This window comes from Pseudomonas tolaasii NCPPB 2192 (genome assembly GCF_002813445.1).
Taxonomy (GTDB): domain Bacteria; phylum Pseudomonadota; class Gammaproteobacteria; order Pseudomonadales; family Pseudomonadaceae; genus Aquipseudomonas; species Aquipseudomonas tolaasii.
In genome coordinates this window covers 5,706,612-5,732,015 of the sequence record NZ_PHHD01000001.1, presented here as the reverse complement: position 1 = coordinate 5,732,015, position 25,404 = coordinate 5,706,612, and the positions used below count along the sequence as shown (strand labels likewise).

Genomic DNA, 25,404 nt, shown 5'->3' with positions numbered 1-25,404 from the left:
ACTATGCCTCGCAAAAGTGATCTGCGTTTCACCTTTGAACCCTTGAAGGGCGATGCTTTCGAAGTGGTCTCGTTCACCCTTGAAGAAGGCCTGTCCCAACCCTTCAAGCTCGAACTGGAACTGGCCAGCCACAACGCCGCTATCGACTTCAATCGGGTGCTCGACCTGGCGGGGCTGTTCACCCTCTGGCGTGGCGAGACTCCAGTCCGTTACGTCCACGGCCTGGTCAGCCTGTTTCAGCAAGGCGATACCGGCTTTCGACGCACCCGCTATACCGCTGTGGTCGAGCCGACCCTGAAGCGTTTCGATCTGCGCTCCAATTGGCGCATTTTCCAGGGCCAGACCGTACCCGACATCATCACCAGCGTGCTGGCCGAGCAAAAGCTGACCGACATCCGCAGCGAGATCTGCTTCGACCACCAACCGCGCGAATACTGCGTGCAAGCCGGTGAAACCGACCTCGATTTCATCGCGCGCTTGGCCGCCGAAGAAGGCCTGCTCTACACCTTCGAACACCGCGCCGACGGCCACACTCTCGTTCTTACCGACCGCGTCGGTGGGCTGGGCACCATCGGCACCCACACCGATTGCCCGGTGATCTACCAGCCCATGAGCGGTGGCGATGCCATGGAACCGGCGTTGAATCGGTTCCATTACACCGAGCAGGTACGCACCGCCGTACAGGTGCAGCGCGACTACACCTTCACCCATCCGCGTTACAACCAGCAGCACACTGCCAGCGGCGGCGAGGACCTGAACAACCAGCATAAAGACTACGAACGCTACGACTACCCAGGCCGTTACAAGCGCGATATCGCCGGCAAGCCCTTCACCAAGACGCGCCTCGCCGCCCTGCGCAATGACGCCAAGCTCGCCCATGTGGAAGGCGACGATGAACGCCTGCAACCAGGGTTGGCCTTCGACTTGAGCGCGCATCCCCGTGAGGACTTCAACGACCGCTGGCGCACCATCGCCATCAAGCACGAAGGCAAACAGCACACCAGCCTGCAGGAAGAATCGTTCGGCAGCGACGTCGGCACATCGTATGAAATGAAGGCCAGCGCCATCCGCTGGACCTCCGACTGGAAAGCTCCACTGCGCAATAAACCCTGCATCGACGGGCCGCAGATCGCCACGGTGGTCGGCCCTCCCGGTGAAGAGATCTATTGCGACAAATGGGGCCGGGTCAAGGTGCAGTTCCCGTGGGACCGCTCGGACAAAAACAACGACCAGAGTTCATGCTGGATCCGTGTCGCTCAAGGCTGGGCAGGCGCGACGTGGGGCGCCATGGCCGTGCCGCGCGTGAATCAGGAACTGATCATCAGCTTTTTGGATGGCGATCCTGACCAGCCTATCGCCACCGGACGGGCCTACCGCGAGACCAATTTGCCGCCTTACGAACTGCCCAGGCTCAACGCCGTGGCGACCACCAAAAGCCGCGAGTTCAGAGGGTCGCGGGCCAACGAGTTGCGTATCGACGACACCACTGCGCAGATCAGCGCCGCGTTAATGAGCGACCACGAGCATAGCGCGCTGCATCTGGGCTACCTGACTCATCCCCGCCACTACGGCGATGGCCGGCCACGGGGCGAAGGTTTTGAGCTACGAACAGATGGTCACGGCGCGTTGCGCGCAGCAAAGGGTTTGTTGCTGACCGCTGAAACTCAACTCAAGGCCGGCGCGGGCCAACTGGAGCGCCAACAGGTTATCGAGGTGCTGCAAGCCGCCCTGACATTGGCCAAACAGTTGGGGGCATCTGCCGAAACTGCCAGGGGTATTGCTCAGGATTCACAGCCGCAACAGTCGCTGACTGAGGCCGTCAATGCATTGGGCCATGGTGCCAATGATCAAGCCAATGGCACCGGCAATGGCGCGCAACCCATCATCGCGTTAAGCGGGCCGGCCGGCGTTGCCGTCGGGACATCCCGCAGCATTGCGATCGGTGCCGGCGAACATATCGACAGCGTGGCCCAGCACAACCAGCAGCTCACCGCCGGCCAAAAAGTGGTGATCAATGCGGGTGACGAAATCGGCCTGTTCGCCCAGGGCGGTGACATGCGCCATATCGCCCATAAGGGGCAGCTGCTGTTGCAGGCCCAGCACAACAGCATTCAGGTGCAGGCGGACCAAAGCGTGGAAATCAGCGCCAGTCAGCAACATGTTCTGGTGGCGGCGGACAAGCACATCACCCTGTTATGCGGCGGGGCGTACATCAAAATGCAGGGCGGCAATATCGAGCTGGGCATGCCCGGCAACTTCACGGTGAAGGCTGCGAACACGTACTTCATTGGCCCAAGCAACGCCGCTACCGAACTCAATAGCTGGCCCGGCACATCGTTCAACGAACGCTTTCAGACCTTTCTGACCAACGGTGAGCCTATCCGCAACCGTGCCTACGCCCTGGTGCGCAAAGACGGCGCACGTTTCGAAGGCCGTACCGATGGTGACGGTTTCGTCACCCTGCAACAGGGCATGTCGCTGGAAGGGCTGGTTTTGGAATGGCTGGATAACGGAGAACCCGCATGACCGACACCCCATCAGCGCCTCGTGTTGCGCCCATGACCTATAACGCCCGGGGCAACCCCGTGCATACCTGGACCCTGACACCCAGCCATATCACCGACCCGGTGCACTGCATATTGCCGCCGGATGGTGTGCTGCCGGTGATTTTTGTGCCGGGGATTATGGGGTCGAATTTGAAGAGCAAGCCTGAGGAGCAGGAAGGCGGGGAGTCTGAGGAGGAGGCCGTTCCCGTCTGGCGCCTGGACGCGGGGTTCGTGGGCAAGAACATGTGGCTGGCCTTGAACTGGATCAATAAAAAGGCGGGGATCCGACAAAAACTGCTGCACCCGGACAGAGTGGAAGTCGACAACCAAGGCGCAGTGCCCAAGCGTGCTGCCGGTACCGTAATGGTGCCACCTGGCCTGGACAGGAAAAAGACCCTCCTGGCCCTGAGCACACGCTATCAAGAGCGTGGCTGGGGCGAGGTCAGCGAAACCAGTTATCACGCTTTCCTGCTCTGGTTGGAGGAGACGCTCAATAGTGAATTCCTGCCCCATCGATGGCCGCAATTCGACATCCGGCCGGAGCACCTGCATAGCGTTGCCGTCGAGCCTGGGCCGACGCACATCACTCGGTTAAAACCCGACATTCCCATTGGCATGCCAGGGCTGGGCGCCACCCTGGCGGGTCAGTTGCCGTCGATTCTGTCGGATGAGCTGGTGGCGCGAGGTGGCTATCGAATGCCGGTGCATGCGTGTGGGTACAACTGGTTGGATTCCAACGAGCAGGCCGCGATAAGGCTGGCCGAGCGTATTGATGAACTCATGCATCAGTACGGTCGTAATTGTCAGCAGGTCATTCTGGTGACGCATTCCATGGGCGGACTGGTGGCGCGTCGATGCGCGCAGTTGCCCGGTATGGGCGACAAAATTGCCGGTGTGGTGCATGGGGTAATGCCCGCCACTGGGGCGCCGGTCGCTTATCGTCGTTGCAAGGTGGGTATGAGCGACGAAGATCCCATTGCGGGGGCAGTGATTGGCCCAACCGGCCAGGAAGTGACCGCCGTGTTTGCACAGGCGCCTGGTGCCTTGCAGTTGTTGCCCACACAAGATTACGCCCCTGGTTGGCTGAGGCTGGTCGACAATCAGGGCGTATCGGCGATGCCACGCCAGCCAGTAAAAGACCCTTACGAAGAGATTTATTTACGTCGTGATCGTTGGTGGGGATTGCTGCGTGAAGAATGGTTGGCGCCGAAGGATGGGGATGCGATTACGTGGAAAGTATTTGCTGACAACATTAGGAGTGCAAAGGAGTTTCATCAGGATATTTGTGGCTCCTACCACCCTCAAACCTACGTCTACTACGGCAGCGAAGACAAACACCCCAGTTTCGAATCCATCACCTGGCAAATGCAACGCGGGTCTCGTCTCAATGGCCCTCACGGCTCACACCCCGATAGCTTCACGGTGTCCAATCTCGAGATGCATGAGGTCAGGGACGATGGGCGCAGCCCTGTGTACGTCGGTGGGCAAGAACAAGCGCTTCCCTCCATGCGGGGTGACCCCGACGCGCCCGTCAAAACCGTGCAGACCAGTTTTTGGGAATTGCATTGCCAAATGCAGGACGGTTCCGGCGACGGCACCGTGCCGGTGAGCTCCGGCAGCGCGCCGATAAAGCACGCACGCAACGGCGAAGTCCGCCAGCAAATCAAGGCCCCCGGCTTTGACCATGAAGCCTCCTACGCCAACCCGTTAGCTCAGCATTTCACCCTCTATTCCCTTATCAAAATCGCGGCGAAAGCCAAGAGGCCTCTATGCGTCAGCTAAGAGTTTTTTTTGCCTGTCTGGTACTCGGCACTCTCACCGCATGTACAGCCTTCAACCAGCCGAGTGAACAGGAGAAAAACAACGTGAGCGAAATGACTACCCAGATGCGCACCTGGGCACTGGGCCGCGGCCTGATCGATCTACCCGCTAATTGGAGCGGCGGCGGTGACGTGAAGCTCTATTACGGTTTGGGCGCCGATCATTCGTCTGTTGAGGTACGTGTTTTGGGGGAGGGCATTACCCAGCAAAGGTTTGATGCTGCGTTGAATGAGCGTGCGCACAGGATTGCGGCGGTCAAAAACTATAAGCAGTCGGACGTGCCCATGTTGGTTTCAGCAGTAAGGATCTCTCCGCAAAGTGTAACGCTGCAGTACTACAAGCAAGCATCACGCCGTCAAACGTTCGTTCACGAATTCCATCTGCTGGTTGGCGACGCCTACGTCATGCTCCGCGCCGAATCGTACGATGGTGAAACCGCCCCGGTTGAGAAGCGCCTTTTAAATCTCTCCAAAGAAATTTTCAAGGTAACTGCCCCGCAGAACGCAGGTGCAGGCTTCGCCTTGGGCCCCATCGTCATCAGAAGCCATCACGATCAGGAAATCGCCAGCTTTTACTTTCGTCCCCCGGCTTCGGATGTGGCGCTGAACGTCTACATCAATGCCTTATCCCCGGATGAAAAAGAGCGTTTGCATGTTCGAACCAAAAAAGACACGCAAATTTTCCTCGCGGGCGACTATGAAAATTTGCGGGCCGGGAAAATCACCCTGGCCGACATGCAAGCTGAAGAGTCCCTGATCGGCTTCAGTGACGACACTCACCGTCAGATACTCTTTGTGAGCGAGAACTACCGCGACAATCCCTCGCTGAACCGCCCTGCGATGGGCTTTCGTTTGTCGGCAGGCGGTAAAAAACGCTCCGCCATTGACCCGAATAAACCCAAAGACCTGGTGCGCTGGACGCTCCCCCAATTTGCCAACAAAGGCTATCAACGCCCGCTCTGGCAACTTCCTGCGGCGAAAGAACCCGTCAACCCGTCTCTCACCGACTACGAAGCCATGGCCGTCTGGGACGCGATCCTCAAATCCGTGCGCATCCGCTACGGCGCGGTCGCGCCCAAGCCGGACCCCTGGTTCAACCCCCGTGGGCCGACACCTGAACAAGCCGCCGAAAGCAAACGCATCCTTGACGAATTCATCGCCAGCTTTGAGAAGCCCAAACCGTGGCCGGGGGATGAGGGTTAATGAATATGCGTCGGTTGATCCTTTTTTTTACCTGCCTGGCACTTGGCTTACTCACTGGCTGTGCCGCCTTCAACCAGCCCAGCGAACAGGAGAAACACAACGTGAGCGAAATGACATCCCACATGCGCACTTGGGCACTGGGCCGCGGCTTGATCGATTTACCCGCTAATTGGAGCGGCGGCGGTGACGTAAAGCTCTATTACGGTTTGGGCGCCGATCATTCGTCTGTTGAGGTCCGTATTTTGGGGGAGGGCATTACCCAGCAAAGGTTTGATGCTGCGTTGAATGAGCGTGCGCACAGGATTGCGGCGGTCAAGAACGATGAGATGGGCAATGTACCGATGTTGGTGTCGGCAACAAAAGTAGACGCGCAACATAAGCTACTTCAGTACTACGAGAGCACCGAAATTTCGGACTGGTTCATTCACGAGTCTCATCTGCTGATTGGTGATGTCTACGTCATGCTCCGCGCCGACTCCTTCAACGGCAAAACCGCCCCGGTTGAGAAGCGTCTTTTAAATCTCTCCAAAGAAATCTTCAAGGTGACTGCCCCGCAGAACGCAGGTGCAGGCTTCGCCTTGGGCCCCATCGTCATCAGAAGCCATCACGATCAGGAAATCGCCAGCTTCGACTTTAGCCCCCCAGCTTCGGATGTAGTGCTGAATGTCTACATCAACGCGTTATCACCGGATGATGACGAGCGACTACAGGTGCGTACCCAAAAAGACACGCAAATTTTCCTCGCGGGCGACTATGAAAATTTGCGGGCAGGGAAAATCACCCTGGCCGACATGCAAGCCGAAGAGTCCCTGATCGGCTTCAGTGACGACACTCACCGTCAAATACTCTTTGTGAGCGAGAACTATCGCGACAATCCCTCGCTGAACCGCCCTGCGATGGGCTTTCGTTTGTCGGCAGGCGGTAAAAAACGCTCCGCCATTGACCCGAATAAACCCAAAGACCTGGTGCGCTGGACGCTCCCCCAATTTGCCAACAAAGGCTATCAACGCCCGCTCTGGCAACTTCCTGCGGCGAAAGAACCCGTCAACCCGTCTCTCACCGACTACGAAGCCATGGCCGTCTGGGACGCGATCCTCAAATCCGTGCGCATCCGCTACGGCGCGGTCGCGCCCAAGCCGGACCCCTGGTTCAACCCCCGTGGGCCGACACCTGAACAAGCCGCCGAAAGCAAACGCATCCTTGACGAATTCATCGCCAGCTTTGAGAAGCCCAAACCGTGGCCGGGGGATGAGGGTTAATGAATATGCGTCGGTTGATCCTTTTTTTTACCTGCCTGGCACTTGGCTTACTCACTGGCTGTGCCGCCTTCAACCAGCCCAGCGAACAGGAGAAACACAACGTGAGCGAAATGACTACCCACATGCGCACCTGGGCACTGGGCCGCGGCCTGATCGATCTACCCGCTAATTGGAGCGGCGGCGGTGACGTGAAGCTCTATTACGGTTTGGGCGCCGATCATTCGTCTGTTGAGGTCCGTATTTTGGGGGAGGGCATTTCGCAGGAAAGGTTTGATGCCGCGTTGAATGAGCGTGCGCACAGGATTGCGGCGGTCAAGAACGATGAAATGAACGATATACCGATGCTGGTTTCAGTCAGTAGGGAGACACCACGGAGTGTCATGTTGCAGTACTACATGCGCATGACTCAGCGCCAGACCTTCGTCCACGAACTCCATTTGCTGGTCGATGATGTCTACGTCATGCTCCGCGCCGACTCCTTCAAAGGCAACATCGCCCCGGTTGAGAAGCGCCTTTTAAATCTCTCCAAAGAAATCTTCAAGGTAACTGCCCCGCAGAACGCAGGTGCAGGCTTCGCGTTGGGCCCCATCGTCATCAGAAGCCATCACGATCAGGAAATCGCCAGCTTCGACTTTAGCCCCCCAGCTTCGGATGTAGTGCTGAATGTCTACATCAACGCGTTATCACCGGATGATGACGAGCGACTACAGGTGCGTACCAAAAAAGACACGCAAATTTTCCTCGCGGGCGACTATGAATATTTGCGGGCAGGGAAAATCACCCTGGCCGACATGCAAGCCGAAGAGTCCCTGATTGGCTTCAGTGACGACACTCACCGTCAGATACTCTTTGTGAGCGAAAACTATCGCGACAATCCCTCGCTGAGTCGCCCTGCGATGAGTTTCCGGCTTTCGGCGGGTGGCATGAAAGCAGGTCCCATTGACCCTGATGAACCCGAAGACCTCGTGCGCTGGACCCTCCCCAGCTTCGCCAACAAAGGCTACGAACTACCACTCTGGCAACAACCCGCCACGCCGGAACCCGTCAACCCGTCCCTAACCGACTACGAAGCCATGGCCGTCTGGGACGCGATCCTCAAATCCGTGCGCATCCGCTACGGCGCGGTCGCCCCCAAGCCGGACCCCTGGTTCAACCCCCGTGGGCCGACACCTGAACAAGCTGCCGAAAGCAAACGCATCCTTGATGAATTCATCGCCAGCTTTGCGCAGCGCAAGCCATGACGAGGGAAGGGAAGTCAGCGAGAGCAAGGGCGATTCTGTTCATCCTGTCTACGGGCAACGAACTCTACAAATACGCTAGGAGCGATTCATGAAGACGGTCTGGAGTTACCTCAAACGCTGGGGCCTGCCGGTACTGCGTCAGTTCAACCAGGCGGTGCCAGTGCTGGTGTTGCTGGGCGTGGTGTTTTTATTGATCGCCATCTGGTGGCTGGGGCCACAGTGGACCTGGCGTGAGCGTCAACCGCTGGGTGAATTGGCAATGCGCATCTCGGCCAGTGTCGTGGTGCTGGTGGTGCCGTTGCTGATCTGGGCCTGGCGGGTGCGTAATCGTTACCAGCGCCTGCAGCTCGCCCGCCAACATGAGGCGGCCTTGCAGGCAGACCCGTGCCTGCCTTATATCGAGGCGCAGGAGCGTGCGCTGGACCGTAGCCTGGGCAATTTGCTGAATAACATGGAGCGCCGTCGTTCGCTCTATCAACTGCCGTGGTACCTGGTGTTGGGTGAGGAAAATGCCGGCAAGACCAGCTTGATCACACGTTCCAACCAGAGCTTTGCCTTGTCCCATGTGACCAAGGCCGGGGTCAGGGCGCACCAGGAAGAGCAATTGGCTTATCCGGTGGATTGGTGGATCGGTGACGAAGCGGTGTTGATCGACCCGCCGGGCGAGTTTCTCAGTCACCCGGAGCCAACCGGTGACGATGCCGCGCAGCCCGGGGCCGTGCAGGGCAAGGTCAAACCCGTATTGCCCGCTGGCACCCACCCACGTTTATGGCGACACCTGCTCGACTGGCTGGCGCGCACCCGCAGTCGTCGGGCGCTGAACGGGGTGGTATTGGTGATCGATGTGCAGGCCTTGCTGGCGCAACGTCCCGAGCAGCGCAAGGCCGACGCCAACCTGCTGCGCACCCGGCTGTTTGAGCTGACGCGGCAATTGGGCACGCGCTTGCCGGTGTACGTGACGCTGAGCAAGTTCGACCTGCTGGAAGGTTTCGAAGAGTTTTTCGCCCGGTTGTCGCGCAGTGGGCGTGAAGACCTCCTGGGCTTCACCTTCAGCCTGGACGCGGTGGATGACTTTGATGCCTGGCTGGCGGAGTTGACCCGCCAATACCAACTCTTTGTAGCCAGCCTGAGCGAACAGATTTTCGACGGTGTCAGGACATCATCGGGGCTCACCGAACGTGATCGCTTGCAGGCGCTGGCGCACCAGATGGCGGGCCTTCGCCCGGCGCTGTTTGGCTTCTTGAGCGAAATGCTCGGCAGTGATCGTTTCACCACCCCGGCGTTGGTACGCGGGCTGTATTTCTCCTCGGTCCTGCAGCAAGGCACCCTGAGCAATGCCTTCGTCAAAGCAGCAGGGCAAGCCTATCAACTGCCGCCACCACCCCCTGAGGTCAAGCCTGCCGGTGGCACGGCGATCTACTTTGCCCAGCAACTGTTCCAACGGGTGATCTACCCCGAAGCGGGCCTGGCGGGCGACAACATCAAGGTGGCCCGCACCAAGCGGCGGCTGCTGATCGCTGGGTTCAGCGTCGCGTCCCTGGGGTGTTTCATCGTCATCGCGACCTGGCAGTTCTACTTCAATATCAACCGCGACAAGGCTGCCAACGTCTTGGCCAAGAGCCGGGACTTCAGTGGGCGGGACATCGACGCCAGGGTCGACACCACCGGTCGCAATCTGCTCGTGCCGCTGGACCAGATCCGCGATGCGGTCCTGGTGTACGGCGACTATCGCGAGGCGTGGCCGTTGCTGTCGGATATGGGCCTGTATCAGGGGAGGGCGATTGGCCCGACCGTGGATGAGGCCTATCTGAATCTGCTGTCCAAACGCTTCCTGCCGGCAATTGCCAGCGGTGTACTGGACGCCATCAACGCCGCATCCGTCGGCAGCAATCAGCAACTGACTGCGTTGCGCGTTTACCGCATGCTTGAAGAACGTCAGAACCGCCGCCCGGCTATCGTCGAAGAATGGGTTGCCAAGCAGTGGCAGCGAGCCTATCCGGGCCAGGGCCAACTACAGGCCGATTTGATGGGGCACTTGGGCTACGCACTGAAATACGCCGATGCTGATTTGCCGCACTACCGTGAACGCATATCCCAGGTACAACAGCAATTGCGGCAATTGCCCATGGCCGAACGGGTTTACATGAGCCTCAAACAAGATGCTCTGGAGCGCCTGCATCGCCCGCTGGACCTGCGCAACGAAGTCGGCCCGGCGTTCGATATCGTCTACCGTGCGCTGAACACCGATCAAGAGGGCAGTGGCTTGCTGTTGGCGCCGCTGCTTACTGCCAAGGGCTTCAAGGACTACTTCGAGCCCGGCACCGAGGGCATCATCGAACTGGCCATGATCGACCAGTGGGTACTCGGCGAGCGCCAGCGTCTGGATTACTCTGACGAAGACCGCAAAGTGCTGACCCAGCGTATCCGCGCCCTGTACAGCGCCGACTATGTGGACAGCTGGCGGCGGGCACTGAATCAATTTGCGGTGACCGACTTCGACGACCTCAGCCATGGCGTGGCGGTACTGGAGCAAGTCACCGGCCCGGCCGCACCGCTGCGGCGCCTGCTGGAGACCCTGCGCGACAACAGCGTGATCTACCCGTCGGTACCTTTGGCCGAAGGGCAGGCACCGCTCTTGCTGGACAAGGTGTCGGACGGCCAGCAACAAGCTGCCGGTATCCGGCGCGCGTTCTCCAGCCTGGCGGAACTGATCACTGCGCGAGGCGAGCAGCCGTCCTATTACGAAGAAACCCTGCGTTCGGTGAGTGCCGTCTACGACTACGCCAAAGCCGTGCACGACAATCCCGACCCCGGAAAGGCGGCGCTGAAAACCGTACTCAACCGCTTCTCCCTGGACGGTGCCGATCCCATTGCCAACCTGCAACGCGTCGCCGTGGGGCTGCCCGAGCCGCTGAACCAGCACGTCAAAAAACTCGCCGACCAGACCTCGCAGGTACTGGTGATTGCCGCCCTGCGTGAGCTGGAAAAACGCTGGGACAGTGAAATCTACAGCTTTTATCGTGACCGCCTGGCAGGTCGCTACCCATTCAAGGCCAGCGGCGAGGACGCCTCGCTGGAGGACTTCGAAGCCTTCTTCGGCCCACAGGGGCGCCTGCAGCAGTTCCACGATCAATACCTGAACGTGTTTCTCAAGGACAACATCGACGCTCTGTACTCCGACAGCCTCGGCGGCTATCTGGTGCGCAGCGACGTGCTGGGGCAGTTGAAAAAGGCCGAGCGCATTCGCGACACATTCTTCAACCATCGCGGCCACCTGGCGGTGCAACTCACGATTGAACCCCTGGCCCTGAGCGCCACGCGGCTGAGCAGCATGCTCAGCGTTGATGGCCAATTGATCCCCTATCAGCACGGCGCGCCGCAACGTACCGGGCTGGTGTGGCCCAACAGCCTGGGCAACACCAATGGCAGTCAATTGACGCTGGTGCACAGCACGGGCAACACCGCCAGCATGAGCTATCGCGGGCCGTGGTCGTTGTTCCGGCTGCTCAGCCGTGGACACCTCAATGGTCGCACTGACACCAGCGTGGACCTGACCTTCGCCGTTGCTGATGGGCTGATGCGTTATCGGATAGGGGCGGAAAAGGCCAACAACCCGGTTACTCAACGCAGCTTTGAAGGGTTTGTGTTGCCTAGGACGTTGTTGGAGGGGCGTCGATCAAATAAAGGCATGAACACCGTTGAGGATGTCGCCGTAGCCGCATTTAGCGATGAGCGTGAATAGATCAGCCCGTGCTGGATACGAAGTAGTCAAAAGTGAAACAGGATTTTTTACATGGCAATCAAGCTACAACTGCTGACCGCAGACCCTAAAGAAATTGAGTTGATCGAGCGTTATTGGGCAGTCGATGAATCAGGGCAGCACCTCGAAAGAGTGAGTGCTCTGGCCGGTATTATTGAAATGGCTCCAGGCGTCACACTGACTGGCTTCATTCGGCAACGCTGCAAGGCGTTCGATGAAAATCAAGTCTGTCCACTGTGCGCAGAACTGATCGAAATCAGAAGCCGCTCCGAGGCCAAAAAAGTCCCTCAGCGAACCACCAGACTTTGTACCCTTTGCCAGGAAGACCAGGACGCGGCTGCATTTGAAGCTCAAAAGGGCAAAGCCGCAGAGCTTGAGCGGCAGTTGAGCGAATATGTGAGTAAGCAATCAACCTGAACGGTGGACTACTCGGAAATACCGGATAGTCAGGTGATTCTTCTGTTGGCGTTGGACAGGGCGATTACGCCAAGATTGACCAACGGTGGCTTTACAGTCGGCGACTGCCGTGGTTGGGCGCCTCGGTATGTTGGCGACTTTTTACTGCAATTGCGTGAGGCTGGACTGGTGCTTGAAGACCCCACCAAAGCAAGGCCCGGGACCTACTATTGGGAGGGCGATGAAATTTGGGTGTTGCGCGACCAGGTGGTCTATCGCCTGGCACCGGATGTCGCATCCAGGCGTGCGGACGAGATCATTCGTAGCCTGTTGGAGAGGGTGTACACAGATGCTGAAGGGATTTTCAACCTGTGGCTTGATTACTCGGTTGCTGATGTCATGCGCTATCTGGAGAACCAGTGCGAGCTCTATCACCATGACCTGTCGGTATCAGAGCTCGAAGAGATTGGCAGTACGATGCGCTCGGCTTTGGAAACCTACAGTGTTTCGCAACTGTGGTCGGTCGCGTGGAAGGTTGTCCGAGACGCCGCAAGTTTAGCCAATCGCGAGTACTACAACCGTCCCAAGGCAGCTGCGACCATTCCAGGAAAGATTCGGCGCAACCTGGAGAAAGTCCAGCGAGAGTCGATTGAACTCAAGGCCTGGAGCCGGCCGGAACAACACGCTGCCGGCACGTTGGGAATGGTGTTGGGGGAGATCCTGGGCGTTGACGAAAATACCTCCGGGCACCGGGTCTGTTCCCTGGTTGCCTGGCTCACCGGGCAGGCCTGTTCACCCAGTGTCGAAGCAGAGCTTGAAGAACCTGTGCGGGAATTGATGACTAAAGCGTTAGCTCACGACGCCGGCTCTTCAGTGATGTTGCGTTTCGCGCAGCTGATCCGCGCCGGCCATGATGTGAGGTTCGCGGTCGAGGAAATTGCCGGGTTCTCTGAGTGCGTAAATGCCCGGCACCTGTTGATACTCGTTGTTCATGACCGGACAACCACAAAGAAAAAGCCACTCTGACGAGTAATGCCAGTCAGTTAAGAGCGGACACTGTACCTGTGGCGAGGGAGCAAGCTCCCTCGCCACAGGTTACTTTTAGCTCTTGCTGTTTCTTGGAAGACCCCGCGACACCCAGGGCCCGGCCGCCAGGTTCACGTCTCACCGGCCCCCTGATTCAGCTTCAGTTGCCCTGATAAACCGGTGGCCGCCTTTCAGCTTCTGCCTTGCGCCCTTCCTGGAAATCGTTTGATTTATACAGCGCTGCGCGTTGCACATCCAACCCAGACAGCGCGTCGGCTTGTGCCGGGTCGATCACCCGATGCGCAGAGGCCAGCGAGGCTTTGATCCCTAACGGCCCATTGGCGGCGATCTTGTTTGCGATTTTGATGGCTGCGTCGAGGGCTGACTTTGGACCGGCGATCGCCTGCACCTCGCCCATGCGATAGGCCTCTTGGGCGCTCCAGTGATCGCCCGTCAGGATGTAGCGCATCGCGTTGCCCCAGCCGGCTTCGCGCACGAAGCGTACGGTCGAGCCACCACCGGGGTAACGACCGTGGGTATTTTCGTCTTGCCCGAAGTTTGTGTTTTTTGCCGCGACCCGTATGTCGGCGACCAGAAACAACTCATGCGCCATATTCCAGGTGTCGCCTTGCACCGCCACAATCAGCGGCTTGGTGAGGAAGGGCATTTTCTTGCCGAGCGGGTCAATGAAGCCGTCACCCAGCGTCACCCCGCCCGAGGTGGCGGCAGCCTTGAAGCCCTCGACGTCGAGGCCCTGGGAGAAATTATCGCCATGCCCGAACAACACCGCGGCACGCAGTGATGGATCATGGTCGTAGTCGTAATAGGCCTTGGCGAGGGCCAGATAGGCTTGCGGATCGAGCCGGTTCTGGATGGCGGTCCGGTTGATACCGATCAATACGATCTGGCCGCGACGCTCGACAGTGATCTTGTGGGCGGCACTGGTGGGAATGTCGACCATGGTGACTGCATCAGAAGGTGATTTTGCGTCGTCGACGGATTGCGCAAAAGCCAACCCCGTGGACAGGGAAAGTGCCGAGAACAGGAGGGCCGTCCGGAATAACCGTTGCATCGATGTTTCCTTTTGTGAAGTGAGCGGGACGAGAGGGTTCGCCACGCCCGCAGAGGGGTGTCGAGGCTTGAAGGCTAAAGGACGGAATCCATCAGCCAATAGACGGCAACCGGGACTAAGTTTTATTCCTGGCCGGAATGCGGGCCATACGGCCGGTGCGGGTGATCGCTGTGGTTTGCGCGTGATCAGCGCGGGCGTCGTAGCCAGTGACGGATGGCCTCGACCAGTTCTGTCTTGCACTCCACCGGCAGCCAATGCCCGCCGGGCAGGCTCGTCACCGTGAGGTCGGCGCAAGCCGCGCGCATTGGCTCACCCAACTGGTTGCCTTTGATGGTATTCATCTGGTCGTAATCGCCGTTCACAAACAGCACCGGCAATGACAGGCGGCCACCATTGGGCGCGCGTTTGGCGTACGCAACGTTGGCATCGTCGTTTAAATACCACGCACAGGGTGTGCGGAAACCGTGCTGTTCGAACGCTTGTACCAGTGCTGCGAAGTCCGCTTGTGGCCAGAGTGCAAGGTCGGGCGAGGTGGCGGGCGCTGTGTGCGCAGGGCCGAATCGGCCGCCTTTTCGGGTGACTTCGGCATTGGCGGCCACCTTGCCGATGCTCGCAGGGTCGCCGCGCCGATAGATCGAAGCCAGCGACGCGGCTTTGTCCGCGTCCAGGTCAGCCACGGCTGACGCAAAGTGCGTGTTGTAGTAGCGGTAATAGTCCCACTGGCCGTCCGGATACGCGTCTGCGGGATAAATCGCTCGGTCCACCAGCGGCACCAGCGTCGGCAGCGCGTTGGTGGTGGGGAAGTAGGGGACCGACACCAGCACCACGCCGCAGCTGCGCTGAGGTTGATGGGCGACCAGTTCACCCGCCACAACACTGCCCCAATCGTGGCCCACCCAAATGGCAGGTGCTGCCCCCAGATGGTCATGCAGCTCCGCCATGTCGGCCACGATGTTTTCAAGTGTGTAGGCGTTGGTGGGCGCCGGTGCGGACGAGCCGCCATAGCCGCGCATGTCGGGTGCCACGCAGTGCCAGCCATCGGCGGCGAAGGCGGCCATTTGCGCGCGCCAGATCAGGCTGAGCTCCGGCCACCCGTGCAGGAACATCATCAAAGGCCCGTCGGCGGGGCCCGACTCCAGGTAGTGGGTGGTATGGCGTGGCGTGCTGAAGGTGCGCGAAGCCAGCTTGAAAGTGGACATATTGACCCCTCAGGTTTTTTGCATGAGTGAAGCTGATTACTCGGACAAATCAATCATCTGCGCCTCGGTCACACGCTTGATGGCTTGCGGCGACTGGCCAAACGCGCGCAGAAACGCGCGCCGCATCCGCTCCCGGTCGCCAAAACCGCAGTCCCTGGCGATGATGTCGAGCGAGTAACGGCCTTCCTCCATCATGATCCGTGCAGCCTCGACACGCAGATGCTCAATGGCTTTGGCCGGGGAGCGCCCGGTTTCTTCGCGGAAAATCCGGCTGAATTGGCGCGGGCTCAGGTGGGCGACGTTGGCGAGGTCCTCCACCGACAACTCGGCGGCCAGGTTTTCCCTGGCGTAGAGGAGGGTGGTCTGGATCCGGTCGGTTTTCGGGTCCAGTTCCAGCAGCGCGGAAAACTGCGACTGGCCGCCGGAACGTCGATGGTGCACGACCATTTTTTTCGCCACATGGCGCGCAACGTCGGTGCCGAAGTCTTTCTCCACGATCGCCAGCGCCAGGTCGATGCCGGCCGTCATGCCGGCCGAAGTCCAGACTGCGCCATCAATCACAAATATGCGGTCTTCTTCCAGTCGCACGTCCGGGTAGGCTTCCCTGAAAGCCCGCGCATGGGCCCAGTGCGTGGTCGCCCGCCGACCTGCCAACAGGCCTGCTTCGGCGAGCACAAATGCCCCGGTGCATACCGCCGTGATGCGTTTGGAGGTGGCTGCCGAGCTGCGCAGGTAATCGAGCAGGCCCTGTGATGCGTCCTCGGGGTGGTTGTTGCCGATGACGATCAGCGTATCGTAATGGGTGCCCTTGAAACTCGCGGTTTCCATGCCGAAGCCGAGGGAGGAACGCACGATGCCGCCCTGTTCGGACACGACGCTCAGGCTGTAACAGGGTTTATTCAAGTCATTGGCTGTCTCGAACACCGCGGACACGGCGAGCCCCAACACCTGGAAGCCAGGAAAAATCACGAGTCCGATGGTGGTCATTGGTCACTCCAGTGATTCGGCGGTGATGTCTTAAAAAGATGGATACGTTTAACAGCGTCATCTTTACACAGGTGGGGAGGAAGCCCACAGCCTTGCCGTCAGCAGACAATGCCTTGTCCTAAAAAGGTGGATATATGACATTTGCGCACTCCAGGCGCCGTCGTAGTCTGAGTGCCCAACGTTTATCGCCTGACTTTTCTGGAGAACGACATGAGCACTGCACCGTCCAAAGGCACCGCCCTCATCACCGGATCATCCACCGGCATCGGTGCGATCTACGCTGATCGCCTCGCGCGGCGCGGCTACGACCTGATCCTGGTTGCACGTAACCAAGAGCGCCTCACCGCGCTTGCCGGCAAGCTGAGCGCCGAAACCGGGCGTTCGGTCAAAACCCTCGCCGTGGACCTGAATAACAAAGCTGCCCTGGCCAGCGTCGAGGCGGTTTTGCGTGATGACCCCAGCATCACCCTGTTGGTGAACAACGCCGGGATCGGTTCGGTGGCGTCGATTCTCAAGGGTGACGTCGATGCCATGGAAGACATGATTAGCCTGAATATCACCGCGCTGACCCGCCTGACCTACGCGGTTGCACCGGCATTCGTTGCCCGTGGCACCGGCACCCTCATCAATATTTCTTCAGTCGTGGGCATCGCCGTCGAAGCGCTGAATGGCGTGTACAGCGCATCAAAATCCTATGTGCTGAGCTTCGGCCACACCTTGCAGCGCGACCTGGGTGACAAAGGCGTGCGAATCCAGACGGTATTGCCAGGTGCCACCGCCACCGAATTCTGGGATGTGGCCGGTTACGCGCCCCAGAAGACCGGTGCCAACACCATGTCGGCCGCCGACCTGGTGGACGCCGCGCTGGCCGGGCTGGACCTCGGCGAACAGGTGACTATTCCGGGCTTGCACGAAGCGGCTGCGTGGACCGCATGGGAAGCGGGCCGCCGTGCCCTGTCGCCCCAGTTCGTCAACGCCCAACCGGCGCCTCGCTACAACGTTTAAGGTCACACCCCGGGCAGGCCGCGCAGGCGGCCTGCCTACACGGCGCTTTCATCAAGAAACGCACTGACGGCACCGATCACCTGCCAGCGATTGCGCTCCATAAACACGCTGTGTGTGCCTTCGCCGATTTCGACCCAGCGCCGGTAGGCGGCGTTGACCAGTTTGGAAAACACCGTGCGGGACAGCTCCAGCGGGCAGTCACGGTCACCGTCGGCATGTACGATCAGCACCGGCACCCTGATCCGGGCCGGGTCGTACAGCGAGCGCCCGGCGGCCCAGAATTCGCGGCTGTCTTGCACCGTGCCATTGGGGGCCTTGATCTGGTTTGCGCCTGGGCCGAAGGTGGCGTCGGCCCAGGCTTCAAACCAGGCTTCGGGCAGTACGGCTGCGTGGCGCTCGGCGGGCACACCATTGAGCCAGCGCGCCTTGGCCTCGCTGCGGTTGACGATCCGATAGGCGCCCAGTGCGCCGCCACTGTCGGCCAGGCTTGGCGTATCGCGAATCCATTGCGGCGCCACCAGCACCAGCTTGACCACTTCATCGTTATGCTCGGCGGTGTAGCTCGCCATCAAGGCGGCACCCCACGACCAGCCAATCAAATGGATTCGGCTCACCCCGTTGCGTTTGCGCACATAGGCTGCGGCCGTTGCGACATCGCCGGTTGCAACCGGTGTACGCACCACCGGCGGGTTGTCTGCCGCCGGCTGTGAAAGCTCCACGGGTTTGCTGGAGCGGCCATACCCGCGCACATCCACCAGGTAGGTGTCATAGCCCTGTTGCGCCAATTGATCCATCCAGGACTGGCCATCAAGCGGCAGGTCAAATGTGCTCGACGCCGGGTAGGTAGAGCCGGCGACAAACAGCACGGTTTTTTCGCCCGACCATTCGGCCATGTCCGCGCGCCGTTTGTTGCGCACGTACAGCTCGATGCCTGGCGTACCACTGGGGATCATGAAGTCGGTACAGGTGAGTGCGGTCATTGAGTTGCTCCCGATCAAGTCAGATAAAACGCCAGTCGAACTGGCCGTTCGCTTCGGTTACGAGGCCTGCCGAGGTGTTGGCGAAGTGGCTGGTGAACACGGTCAGGCCGCGCTCGGCGGCCTGTTCCAGCAACCAGCGGCGTGAGGCACGCGCCTGTTGCGGGTGGCTGCAGAAACAGCTGTTCCACTCGGGGCGGAACACCTGCAAGGGTTGGTGCATGATGTCGCCGCTGAACAGTGCGCCGCTGGCGCGGTGCACCAGTTCGATGGCCAGATGGCCGACGCTGTGGCCCGGCGTGGGATGGATCAGCAAGGCATCGCCGATCAAACCTTCGTTATCGACGATCTGCGCCTGACCCCGTTCAATCACCGGCAGCACGCTGTCTTCAAACACGTTGGCGTTGAAGCTGTCCTGGCCTATCTGGTCGAGCCAGTACGCGTGCTCCGCGCGGGAAAAAACATACTTGGCGTTTGGAAACGTCGGCACCCAGCGCCCATCCACCAGGCGCGTATTCCAGCCGCAATGGTCGGCGTGCAGGTGCGTGCACATCACGTAGTCCACCGACTCGGGCGTCACGCCAGCGTCGAGCAGGCGCTCAAGAAACGGCAGTTCTTGTTGATGAAAACGCGGCATGCCAGGGCGTTCCTTGTGGTTGCCGGCGCAGCTGTCGACCAGGATGGTGTGGTGGGGCGTCTTGACCACCCAGGTATGGATGCTGGCAATGAAGCGATTCAACTGCGGGTCGAAGCAGTCCGGCACCATGAGGTTGTGATGCTGCTCCAGCGCCAGGGGATCCCAGTCGGGGTACAGCGCTTCGGGGGTAAACCCGGGGCCGCGTTGTTCGGTCACTCGCGTCACTGAAACGTTGCCGAAATGGTAAGTGTGCATTGGGGTTTGACCTCCTGGCCGTAACCGGTTGATGGGTGAAAATGCTATACAGCATCCCCTTCACCGTGAAATCGACTCTTGGGATACGGGGCATAACCGTCATGAATATCACCGGGCATAATCTGGCCTTGCTGGCTTCCCTCAGCACCTTGCTCGATGAGCGTAACGTGACCCGCGCCGCGGCCCGGTTGGCCATCAGCCAGCCGGCGCTGTCGGCGCAACTGTCGAGGCTGCGCGACCTGTTTGGCGACCCGTTGCTCACCCCGGCGCTGTCGGGCAAGGGCATGATCCTCACCCCGCACGGCGCGCGGTTGCAGGAACCGTTGCGCCTGGCCTTGCAGGCGCTGGAAGACGTGATCAACCACACGCCCGAGTTCGACCCGCTGACCGCCGAGCGCACGTTTTGCATTGCCGCCAACGACAACGGCGGCGCCATTATCGGGCCTCGTTTGATTCAATTGACCCGTGAAGCAGGCTGCCATGGCATTCGTTTTGCCTTTCGCGGCCTCGACAAGGCCAGGCTCGCCGAACAGCTGGAGAACGGTGAAGTCGATGTGGCTTTGACCGGCAAAGACGCGGTGGCCAAAGCCTCTCAACAGCCGTTGCTCGAAGAGGAATTCAGGATGGCCCAGCGCATCGGCCACCCGCGTGGTGCGGGGCCGGTGTCGCTGGAGCAGTACACCCAGCTTGAACACGTGATCGTGTCGGGTGATGGCGGGGGCTTTCACGGGTTTGTGGATGAGGCGTTGGCGAAACTGGGTTGCAGCCGGCGAGTGGGCGTTTCGGTGCAGTACTACAGCCTGGTGCCCGTGATGTTGCAGGCGACGGATCTGGTGTGTACGTTGCCGGCCCGGTTTCTGGCGCGCTATGCCGAAACCCTGGCGTCTTTCCCGTTGCCGGTGCAGGTGCGGCGCTACCGTTTGTACGCCACCTGGCATTCACGGTTCGACAAGGACGCAGGCCACCGCTGGCTGCGCTCAAGGCTGGAGGCTGCGGCCCAGCCTTGAGCCGCAGCAGTGGCTTACTTGGCCGGTTGCCAGATGAAGTGATCACCCTCGGCAACGATGGTGCCAATGCCGGGGAACGGAAAGTGCGGGGCGAAAATGGTCTCGTGGCTGGCCGCCAGTTTCGTCAGCTCGGCACGCCGAATCTTCACGCCTTCGTCTTCGTCATTGTCAAAGGTGATTGCCCAGTCCGGCTTGGCCAGTGAAAGGATCGAGCTGTGCACCAGGTCACCCACGTCCAGCACACGGTTTTTGCCGGATTCGATCTGATACCCCACATGCCCCGGCGTATGGCCCTTGAGCGGCACGGAGCGAATGCCCGGAGCCACGCTGTCGCCCGGCGTGAAGGTCTTCACCTGCGGCGTGATGATCCTGATCAGGTCCGCCAGTTCCGGCTGGGTCTGGACCCATTGCCAGTCCGGGCTGGAAATCCGTACCACTGCCTTGGGAAAGGCTTGTTTGCCCTCGGCTGTCGCCAGGCCGCCGATATGGTCGCTGTGCACGTGGGTGATCAGCACATCGGTGATCTGTTCGGGCGTATAGCCGGCCTTGGCCAGGCTCGGAATCAACACGCCTTGAGCGCTTGGGCCCAGGCCTGTGTCGAGCAGCACCGTGTGCTGGCCGTCCTTGACCAGCAGCGCATCAATGCCCAGGGTGATCTGATCGGTAGGGGCGCCCGCTGCCGCCAATACTCCGGCAACCGCCTGGGTACCCTGGGTGCTGCCGAACACCTTGCCGTCGTTGGGCATGCTGTGCACTTTGTCACGCAGGGCGGTGATCGTCAGTGAGCCGAAACTGAAACTGTGGGCGGCGGGGCCGTCTGCCGGGTCGGTTTGCGCGAAAGCCGCTGAGCAGGTGATGGCTGACAATACGGCAAAAGCCAAGGGTTTAAGCATGGTGGTGGTCTCTGGCGGGAAGAAGGTGACGTCGGATGCCTGAGGAGGCTATCGCGCTTGCGCACGGCGTTGAAATCCAAATTCAGCATAGGGGGTATAACCGCCAGGTGTTGCCTCAGGCCAATCGGCTGGAGGGTTTTACGCCCACTGTCTGGCGGATGTAACGGGCGGGCGGTGCGCCCAGCGTTTTGCGAAACATGCTGATAAACGAACTGACTGACTCAAACCCCAGCGCCTCGGCGGTGCGCTGCACCGACTCACCCTCGGCCAGGCTCTGCAAGGCCACGATGATCTGCCATTGTTTGCGCCAGTGGCCAAAGGTCAGCCCGGTTTCGCGCTTGACCAGTCGCGCCAGCGACCGCTCACTCATGGCCACCTGACGCGCCCACTCGGCCATGGTGCAGCGATTCTCCGGCGCCTGGGCCAGCTTGCGCGCAATGACGCGCAACTGGGTCGAGGCGGGAAGGGGCAGGTACAACTGTTCCGAGGGCGCCGCTTCCAGCTGTTCGAGCAGCACACCGGCCAGGCGGGCGACGGAACTGTCGGCAGGGTAGTTCTGGTCCAGCGCGCCCAAGTGCAGGATCAACTCCAGCACCAGCGGCGACAGCAGCAAGGTGCAGCACTTGTGCGGCAACACGGCGGCGCCGGGTTCCACTAACAGAAAGCCGACCTTGCCATTGGCGGTGATGCGGTTGCTGTGTGCGATGCCCGCCGGGATCCACACGCCAAACCCGGTGGGCACCATCCACACGCCGTCCTCGACGGTGCACACAATGCCGCCGTGATAGGCCACCACCAGTTGGCCCTTGCGGTGGGTGTGCGGGGCGTATTCGGCATTGTGGCGCTGGGTGCCCAGCATCACTGCGACGGCGGGCTGGGTGAGGTCATCGAATTCAAACTGATCAACCGTATAGAGCGTCGTCTCGTCCATTGGGCGGCACCGGCGTGTCCGAAATTGATTATAGGTTGTCAGCATACTCAATATCGGCAAAGCCAGGCACTCCTTACCATGCTCAACAGGGCCTTCAAGGTGAAGGCCGATTGCGAGACCTCGGCCATGCTCAGCGAATTCACGATTGCCAACCTCTACCTGCCGCCCTTTTTGCTTTACATCGGTGCTGCGGCGCTGATTTACGCCGTGCTGGAACGGGTGCTGCGCCGTTGGCTGGACTGGACCTGGCACCCCAGCCTGACGCGTTTTTTTGTGTCGCTTATCGTCCTTTCAACCCTCGTGCTGAACTATTGAGGGGCACACCATGACCCTCAACAAAACCTTCAAAATGCTGGTGACACTGACCGTGGGGCTGGTTGCGCTGCTGTTCTGCACTCAGTTATGGCAAGCCTATGTGCTGGCGCCCTGGACGCGGGACGGGCGAGTCAGCGCGCAGGTCATTCGCATTGCGCCCGAAGTGTCGGGCCAGGTGGAGCAATTGCTCGTGGGTGACAACCAATGGGTGGCCAAGGGCGCTTTGCTGTACCAACTCGATCAGCGCGCCTACCTGCTGGCCCGGCAACAGCGAACCGCCGAGCTGGTCCAGGCGCGCAGCGTCTTCGAGCAACGCACGGCGCAGTTCCGGCGCCGCACCCAGCTGGGCGACGCGATTGCGCGTGAAGAAACCGACAACGCCGCCCAGGACCTGGCCGTGGCCAAGGCCCGGGTCGACGCGGCGCAGAGCCAGCTGGCCCAGGCGCAGCTTGACCTCTCGCACACGGTCATTCGTTCGCCGGTCGATGGCTACGTGACGCAACTTCGCCTGCAGCCGGGCGATTATGCGGTGGCGGGCAACACCAATATCTACGTGGTCGACAGCCACAGTTTCTGGGTCACCGGGTATTTCGAAGAGACCAAGCTGCCGGGGGTGCTGATCGGCGCGCCGGCCTCGATCAAATTGATGGGGTTTGCGCCACTGCTCGAAGGGCATGTCGCGAGTATTGGCCGGGGCATTGCCGACGGTAACGAGTTGCGCAGCGACAGCGGCTTGCCCCAAGTGGCGCCGACCTTCAGCTGGATCCGCCTGGCGCAACGCGTGCCGGTGCGCATTGAACTGGACCGCGTGCCACAAGGCGTGGAACTCGCGGCGGGCATGACCGCCAGCATTGAAGTCACACAACCCGGTGACGAGCCGCGCTGGCGGCTCACGCGCTGGCTGCAGGCGTTCATGTGATGGCCGGGCTTGTGTGGCGCGTCCTCGCCGTGTTGCCCCGACCCTGGACCGCCGGCACGCAGGGCTATGTTTTTCGCAGTATGGCAGCGGCGACCCTGGCGTTATGGCTGGGCTTTGCGTTGCACCTGGACTCACCGTTTTCCGCGGCGTCGACGGTGTTGTTGCTGATTCACCCGCTGCAGGGCGCCGTGATCGGCAAGGGCTTGAACCGCGCCTTGGGCACCGCGCTGGGGCTACTCGCGGCCACCGTCCTGCTGAGCCTGTTCGCCCAGAAGATGTTGTTGTTCATCCTCGGCATCGGGCTGTGGCTGGGCCTGTGTGTGGCCGGCATGACCCTGTTTCGGCATTACAACGCCACGGCCGCCGTGGTCGCCGGTTACACCGTGTGCCTTGCCCTCGGCCCGGCCATCGTTGCGCCCCAGCAAGGCTTCGACCACCTGGTCACGCGGGGCACGGCGGTGGTGCTTGGGGTGGTAAGCCTCAGCCTTGTGGCGACGCTGCTCGGGCGCAAGACCGTCGAGCCACAACTGAGGCAAATGCTGCGGGACGTATCGTTGCGCACGATGCGCCTGTTGGCTCTGCAGTTTCAGGGCGCGGCGTCGGCGGTGGAACACACTCAACTGGCCCTCGATATCAACAAGGTGGACGACTTGCTGGGTATCGGTCGCGGCGAATCCTCTCTGATCAGAACTCGGCTGGCGACTCTTCAGGCCGGGCTTGCGTATTTGCACGGCGTGGTGCTGCAGACTCCTGCCGCTCACGGGGCTGCGAGTGTGCGGACCGGTGTAGCGCTTCAACAACTGGCTGAAGAACACCTGGATTTCTCCACGGCTGCCGCCCGCATCGAGGCCCTGCAAGCCAGCCTTTCAGATGAGCCCGAGCGGCTGAGCGACCCGCTGGCAGACCTCTCCAATGCCCTGCGCAGTTTTGCCTGCCTTGATCGCGCCACCCCGGCGGCTGCCCGTGCAGTGGGGTTTCACCGGCACTATGGCGATGCGCTGTTCAACGGCATTCGGGCGCTCGTTGCCACGCTGGCAACCGGTGCGGTCTGGTATCTCACCGGGTGGGACCAGGGGCCGACCTTGCTCGCGGTGCTGGGCCCGTATTGCACCTTGCTCGCCACCAGCGCGGCGCCCACCCAGCACATTGCCGGCCTGTTTCGCGGAACGCTGTACGGAGTGCTGGCAGCGGGGGCGTGCAAGTTTCTGTTGCTGCCACACATCAGTGGCTTCGGGCTGCTTGCGCTGTTGCTGAGCGCCTTCTGGGTCTTCGGGATTCAGGCCACCACCCGGCCCAGCCATGCCCTGCCTGCCATTGCCTACCTGATCAGCTTCAACACGCTGGTCAGTACCGGCGCCACCGCTCAATACGATTTCATCGACTTCGCCAATCAAGCGCTGGCCTGGCAGGTGGCGTTGGCGATCTGCCTGCTGGCTTTCCAGATACTGCCGAGAAATTCCGCCGGCTATGTGACAGCGATGAGGAGGGCGCTGCACGCGCAAACCCGGCTGTTGTTGCGAGACGGGTCGCACATGGACCTGTTGAAGTGGCAGGCCAAACAACAGCACCGTTTGGTGACGTTGCAGGCCTTGCCCGGTGCGGGTAACCCGCCTGCCGATGCGGCGGGCTACGTGTCACTGCAGCTGAGCCGAAGCCTGGCGCGGCTGTACGATAAAGCCTGTCATCTGGAAGCCGGGTCACCGACCGCGCGCTGCACAAAAAGAGGCATTCGCCGCCTTGCGCGGTATGCCTCCCACCCGGCGATCAACGCTGTTCACGCGCGGCGTACGGCGCATGCCCTGGGATTGGTAGGTGCAGGGGGCCTGGCTGATTGCTTCCTGGACATCGCCGACCTGCTGGCGCACTACGCAAGCGCAACCACTGCAGAAGTGAACTGAAATAGCGCTTTTTTGCTCAAGTTTGACAATAAAAATCTATCAACTTGGCCTATAAAAA

The 25,404-nt window shown here is 60.5% G+C and carries 20 protein-coding genes; 13 read left to right on the top strand and 7 right to left on the bottom strand.

Features of this window, described 5'->3' with window-relative positions; translation table 11 throughout:
* The first annotated feature begins 3 nt into the window (after positions 1-3).
* From ATI14_RS26035 to ATI14_RS31745, 8 genes are all read left to right on the top strand, one after another.
* A complete protein-coding gene (locus tag ATI14_RS26035; RefSeq protein WP_100831521.1) occupies positions 4-2,526 on the top strand; it encodes a type VI secretion system Vgr family protein in 2,523 nt (840 codons plus the stop codon).
* The gene (locus ATI14_RS26030) at positions 2,523-4,328 is read left to right on the top strand and encodes an esterase/lipase family protein (protein ID WP_080520066.1); all 1,806 of its coding nucleotides are present in this window, start codon (positions 2,523-2,525) and stop codon (positions 4,326-4,328) included. Before ATI14_RS26035 ends, ATI14_RS26030 begins: the two co-directional genes overlap by 4 nt.
* Positions 4,316-5,569: a T6SS immunity protein Tli4 family protein gene (locus ATI14_RS26025; RefSeq protein ID WP_100831520.1), complete on the top strand. Its 1,254-nt coding sequence runs from the start codon at positions 4,316-4,318 to the stop codon at positions 5,567-5,569. The genes ATI14_RS26030 and ATI14_RS26025 overlap by 13 nt, the downstream gene beginning before the upstream one ends.
* Positions 5,569-6,828, top strand: coding sequence for a T6SS immunity protein Tli4 family protein (locus tag ATI14_RS26020; RefSeq protein ID WP_100831519.1), 1,260 nt, complete (start codon positions 5,569-5,571; stop codon positions 6,826-6,828). Before ATI14_RS26025 ends, ATI14_RS26020 begins: the two co-directional genes overlap by 1 nt.
* The gene (locus ATI14_RS26015; protein WP_080520068.1) at positions 6,828-8,069 is read left to right on the top strand and encodes a T6SS immunity protein Tli4 family protein; all 1,242 of its coding nucleotides are present in this window, start codon (positions 6,828-6,830) and stop codon (positions 8,067-8,069) included. Before ATI14_RS26020 ends, ATI14_RS26015 begins: the two co-directional genes overlap by 1 nt.
* Before the next feature lie 88 nt (positions 8,070-8,157).
* Positions 8,158-11,811, top strand: coding sequence for a type VI secretion system membrane subunit TssM (gene tssM, locus ATI14_RS26010; RefSeq protein WP_016969395.1), 3,654 nt, complete (start codon positions 8,158-8,160; stop codon positions 11,809-11,811).
* 51 nt (positions 11,812-11,862) lie between these two features.
* Positions 11,863-12,246, top strand: coding sequence for a hypothetical protein (locus tag ATI14_RS31750; protein ID WP_016969394.1), 384 nt, complete (start codon positions 11,863-11,865; stop codon positions 12,244-12,246).
* 33 nt (positions 12,247-12,279) lie between these two features.
* On the top strand, positions 12,280-13,251 hold the full coding sequence (locus tag ATI14_RS31745) for a hypothetical protein (protein WP_016969393.1): 972 nt from the start codon (positions 12,280-12,282) through the stop codon (positions 13,249-13,251).
* A gap of 160 nt (positions 13,252-13,411) precedes the next feature.
* Here ATI14_RS31745 and ATI14_RS26000 read toward each other — a convergent pair whose 3' ends face one another.
* The 3 genes from ATI14_RS26000 to ATI14_RS25990 all read right to left on the bottom strand — a co-directional run bounded on the left by ATI14_RS26000 (position 13,412) and on the right by ATI14_RS25990 (position 16,509).
* On the bottom strand, positions 13,412-14,323 hold the full coding sequence (locus ATI14_RS26000; RefSeq protein ID WP_016969392.1) for a crotonase/enoyl-CoA hydratase family protein: 912 nt from the start codon (positions 14,321-14,323) through the stop codon (positions 13,412-13,414).
* 185 nt (positions 14,324-14,508) lie between these two features.
* Complete coding sequence (locus ATI14_RS25995) at positions 14,509-15,522, bottom strand: alpha/beta fold hydrolase (protein ID WP_016969391.1); 1,014 nt, start codon at positions 15,520-15,522, stop codon at positions 14,509-14,511.
* A 36-nt stretch (positions 15,523-15,558) separates the two neighbouring features.
* Entirely contained in the window at positions 15,559-16,509 is a 951-nt protein-coding gene (locus ATI14_RS25990) for a GlxA family transcriptional regulator (protein ID WP_016969390.1), read from the bottom strand.
* A 210-nt stretch (positions 16,510-16,719) separates the two neighbouring features.
* On the opposite strand from ATI14_RS25990, the gene ATI14_RS25985 reads away from it, so the two are divergent.
* Entirely contained in the window at positions 16,720-17,514 is a 795-nt protein-coding gene (locus tag ATI14_RS25985; RefSeq protein ID WP_016969389.1) for an SDR family NAD(P)-dependent oxidoreductase, read from the top strand.
* A gap of 35 nt (positions 17,515-17,549) precedes the next feature.
* Here the strand turns inward: ATI14_RS25985 and ATI14_RS25980 are convergent, their stop codons facing one another.
* Positions 17,550-18,494 carry an alpha/beta hydrolase gene (locus ATI14_RS25980; protein ID WP_017254187.1) on the bottom strand — a complete coding sequence of 315 codons (945 nt, stop codon included), beginning with the start codon at positions 18,492-18,494 and terminating at the stop codon, positions 17,550-17,552.
* 19 nt (positions 18,495-18,513) lie between these two features.
* On the bottom strand, positions 18,514-19,383 hold the full coding sequence (locus ATI14_RS25975) for an MBL fold metallo-hydrolase (protein ID WP_016969387.1): 870 nt from the start codon (positions 19,381-19,383) through the stop codon (positions 18,514-18,516).
* A 101-nt stretch (positions 19,384-19,484) separates the two neighbouring features.
* On the opposite strand from ATI14_RS25975, the gene ATI14_RS25970 reads away from it, so the two are divergent.
* The gene (locus ATI14_RS25970) at positions 19,485-20,390 is read left to right on the top strand and encodes a LysR family transcriptional regulator (protein WP_080520069.1); all 906 of its coding nucleotides are present in this window, start codon (positions 19,485-19,487) and stop codon (positions 20,388-20,390) included.
* A 14-nt stretch (positions 20,391-20,404) separates the two neighbouring features.
* Here the strand turns inward: ATI14_RS25970 and ATI14_RS25965 are convergent, their stop codons facing one another.
* Both ATI14_RS25965 and ATI14_RS25960 read right to left on the bottom strand, forming a co-directional pair.
* Complete coding sequence (locus ATI14_RS25965; RefSeq protein ID WP_016969384.1) at positions 20,405-21,283, bottom strand: MBL fold metallo-hydrolase; 879 nt, start codon at positions 21,281-21,283, stop codon at positions 20,405-20,407.
* Positions 21,284-21,398: 115 nt separating this feature from the next.
* Positions 21,399-22,214, bottom strand: a complete 816-nt coding sequence (locus tag ATI14_RS25960; protein ID WP_016969383.1) for an AraC family transcriptional regulator — start codon at positions 22,212-22,214, stop codon at positions 21,399-21,401.
* A 78-nt stretch (positions 22,215-22,292) separates the two neighbouring features.
* On the opposite strand from ATI14_RS25960, the gene ATI14_RS25955 reads away from it, so the two are divergent.
* From ATI14_RS25955 to ATI14_RS25945, 3 genes are read left to right on the top strand one after another with little or no spacing between them, the layout of a single operon-like run.
* Complete coding sequence (locus ATI14_RS25955) at positions 22,293-22,529, top strand: DUF1656 domain-containing protein (protein ID WP_016969382.1); 237 nt, start codon at positions 22,293-22,295, stop codon at positions 22,527-22,529.
* Positions 22,530-22,539: 10 nt separating this feature from the next.
* Complete coding sequence (locus ATI14_RS25950) at positions 22,540-23,448, top strand: efflux RND transporter periplasmic adaptor subunit (protein WP_016969381.1); 909 nt, start codon at positions 22,540-22,542, stop codon at positions 23,446-23,448.
* Positions 23,448-25,346 (top strand): FUSC family protein, encoded by a 1,899-nt coding sequence (locus ATI14_RS25945; RefSeq protein WP_016969380.1) that lies wholly within the window; start codon positions 23,448-23,450, stop codon positions 25,344-25,346. The genes ATI14_RS25950 and ATI14_RS25945 overlap by 1 nt, the downstream gene beginning before the upstream one ends.
* Positions 25,347-25,404 lie beyond the last annotated feature (58 nt).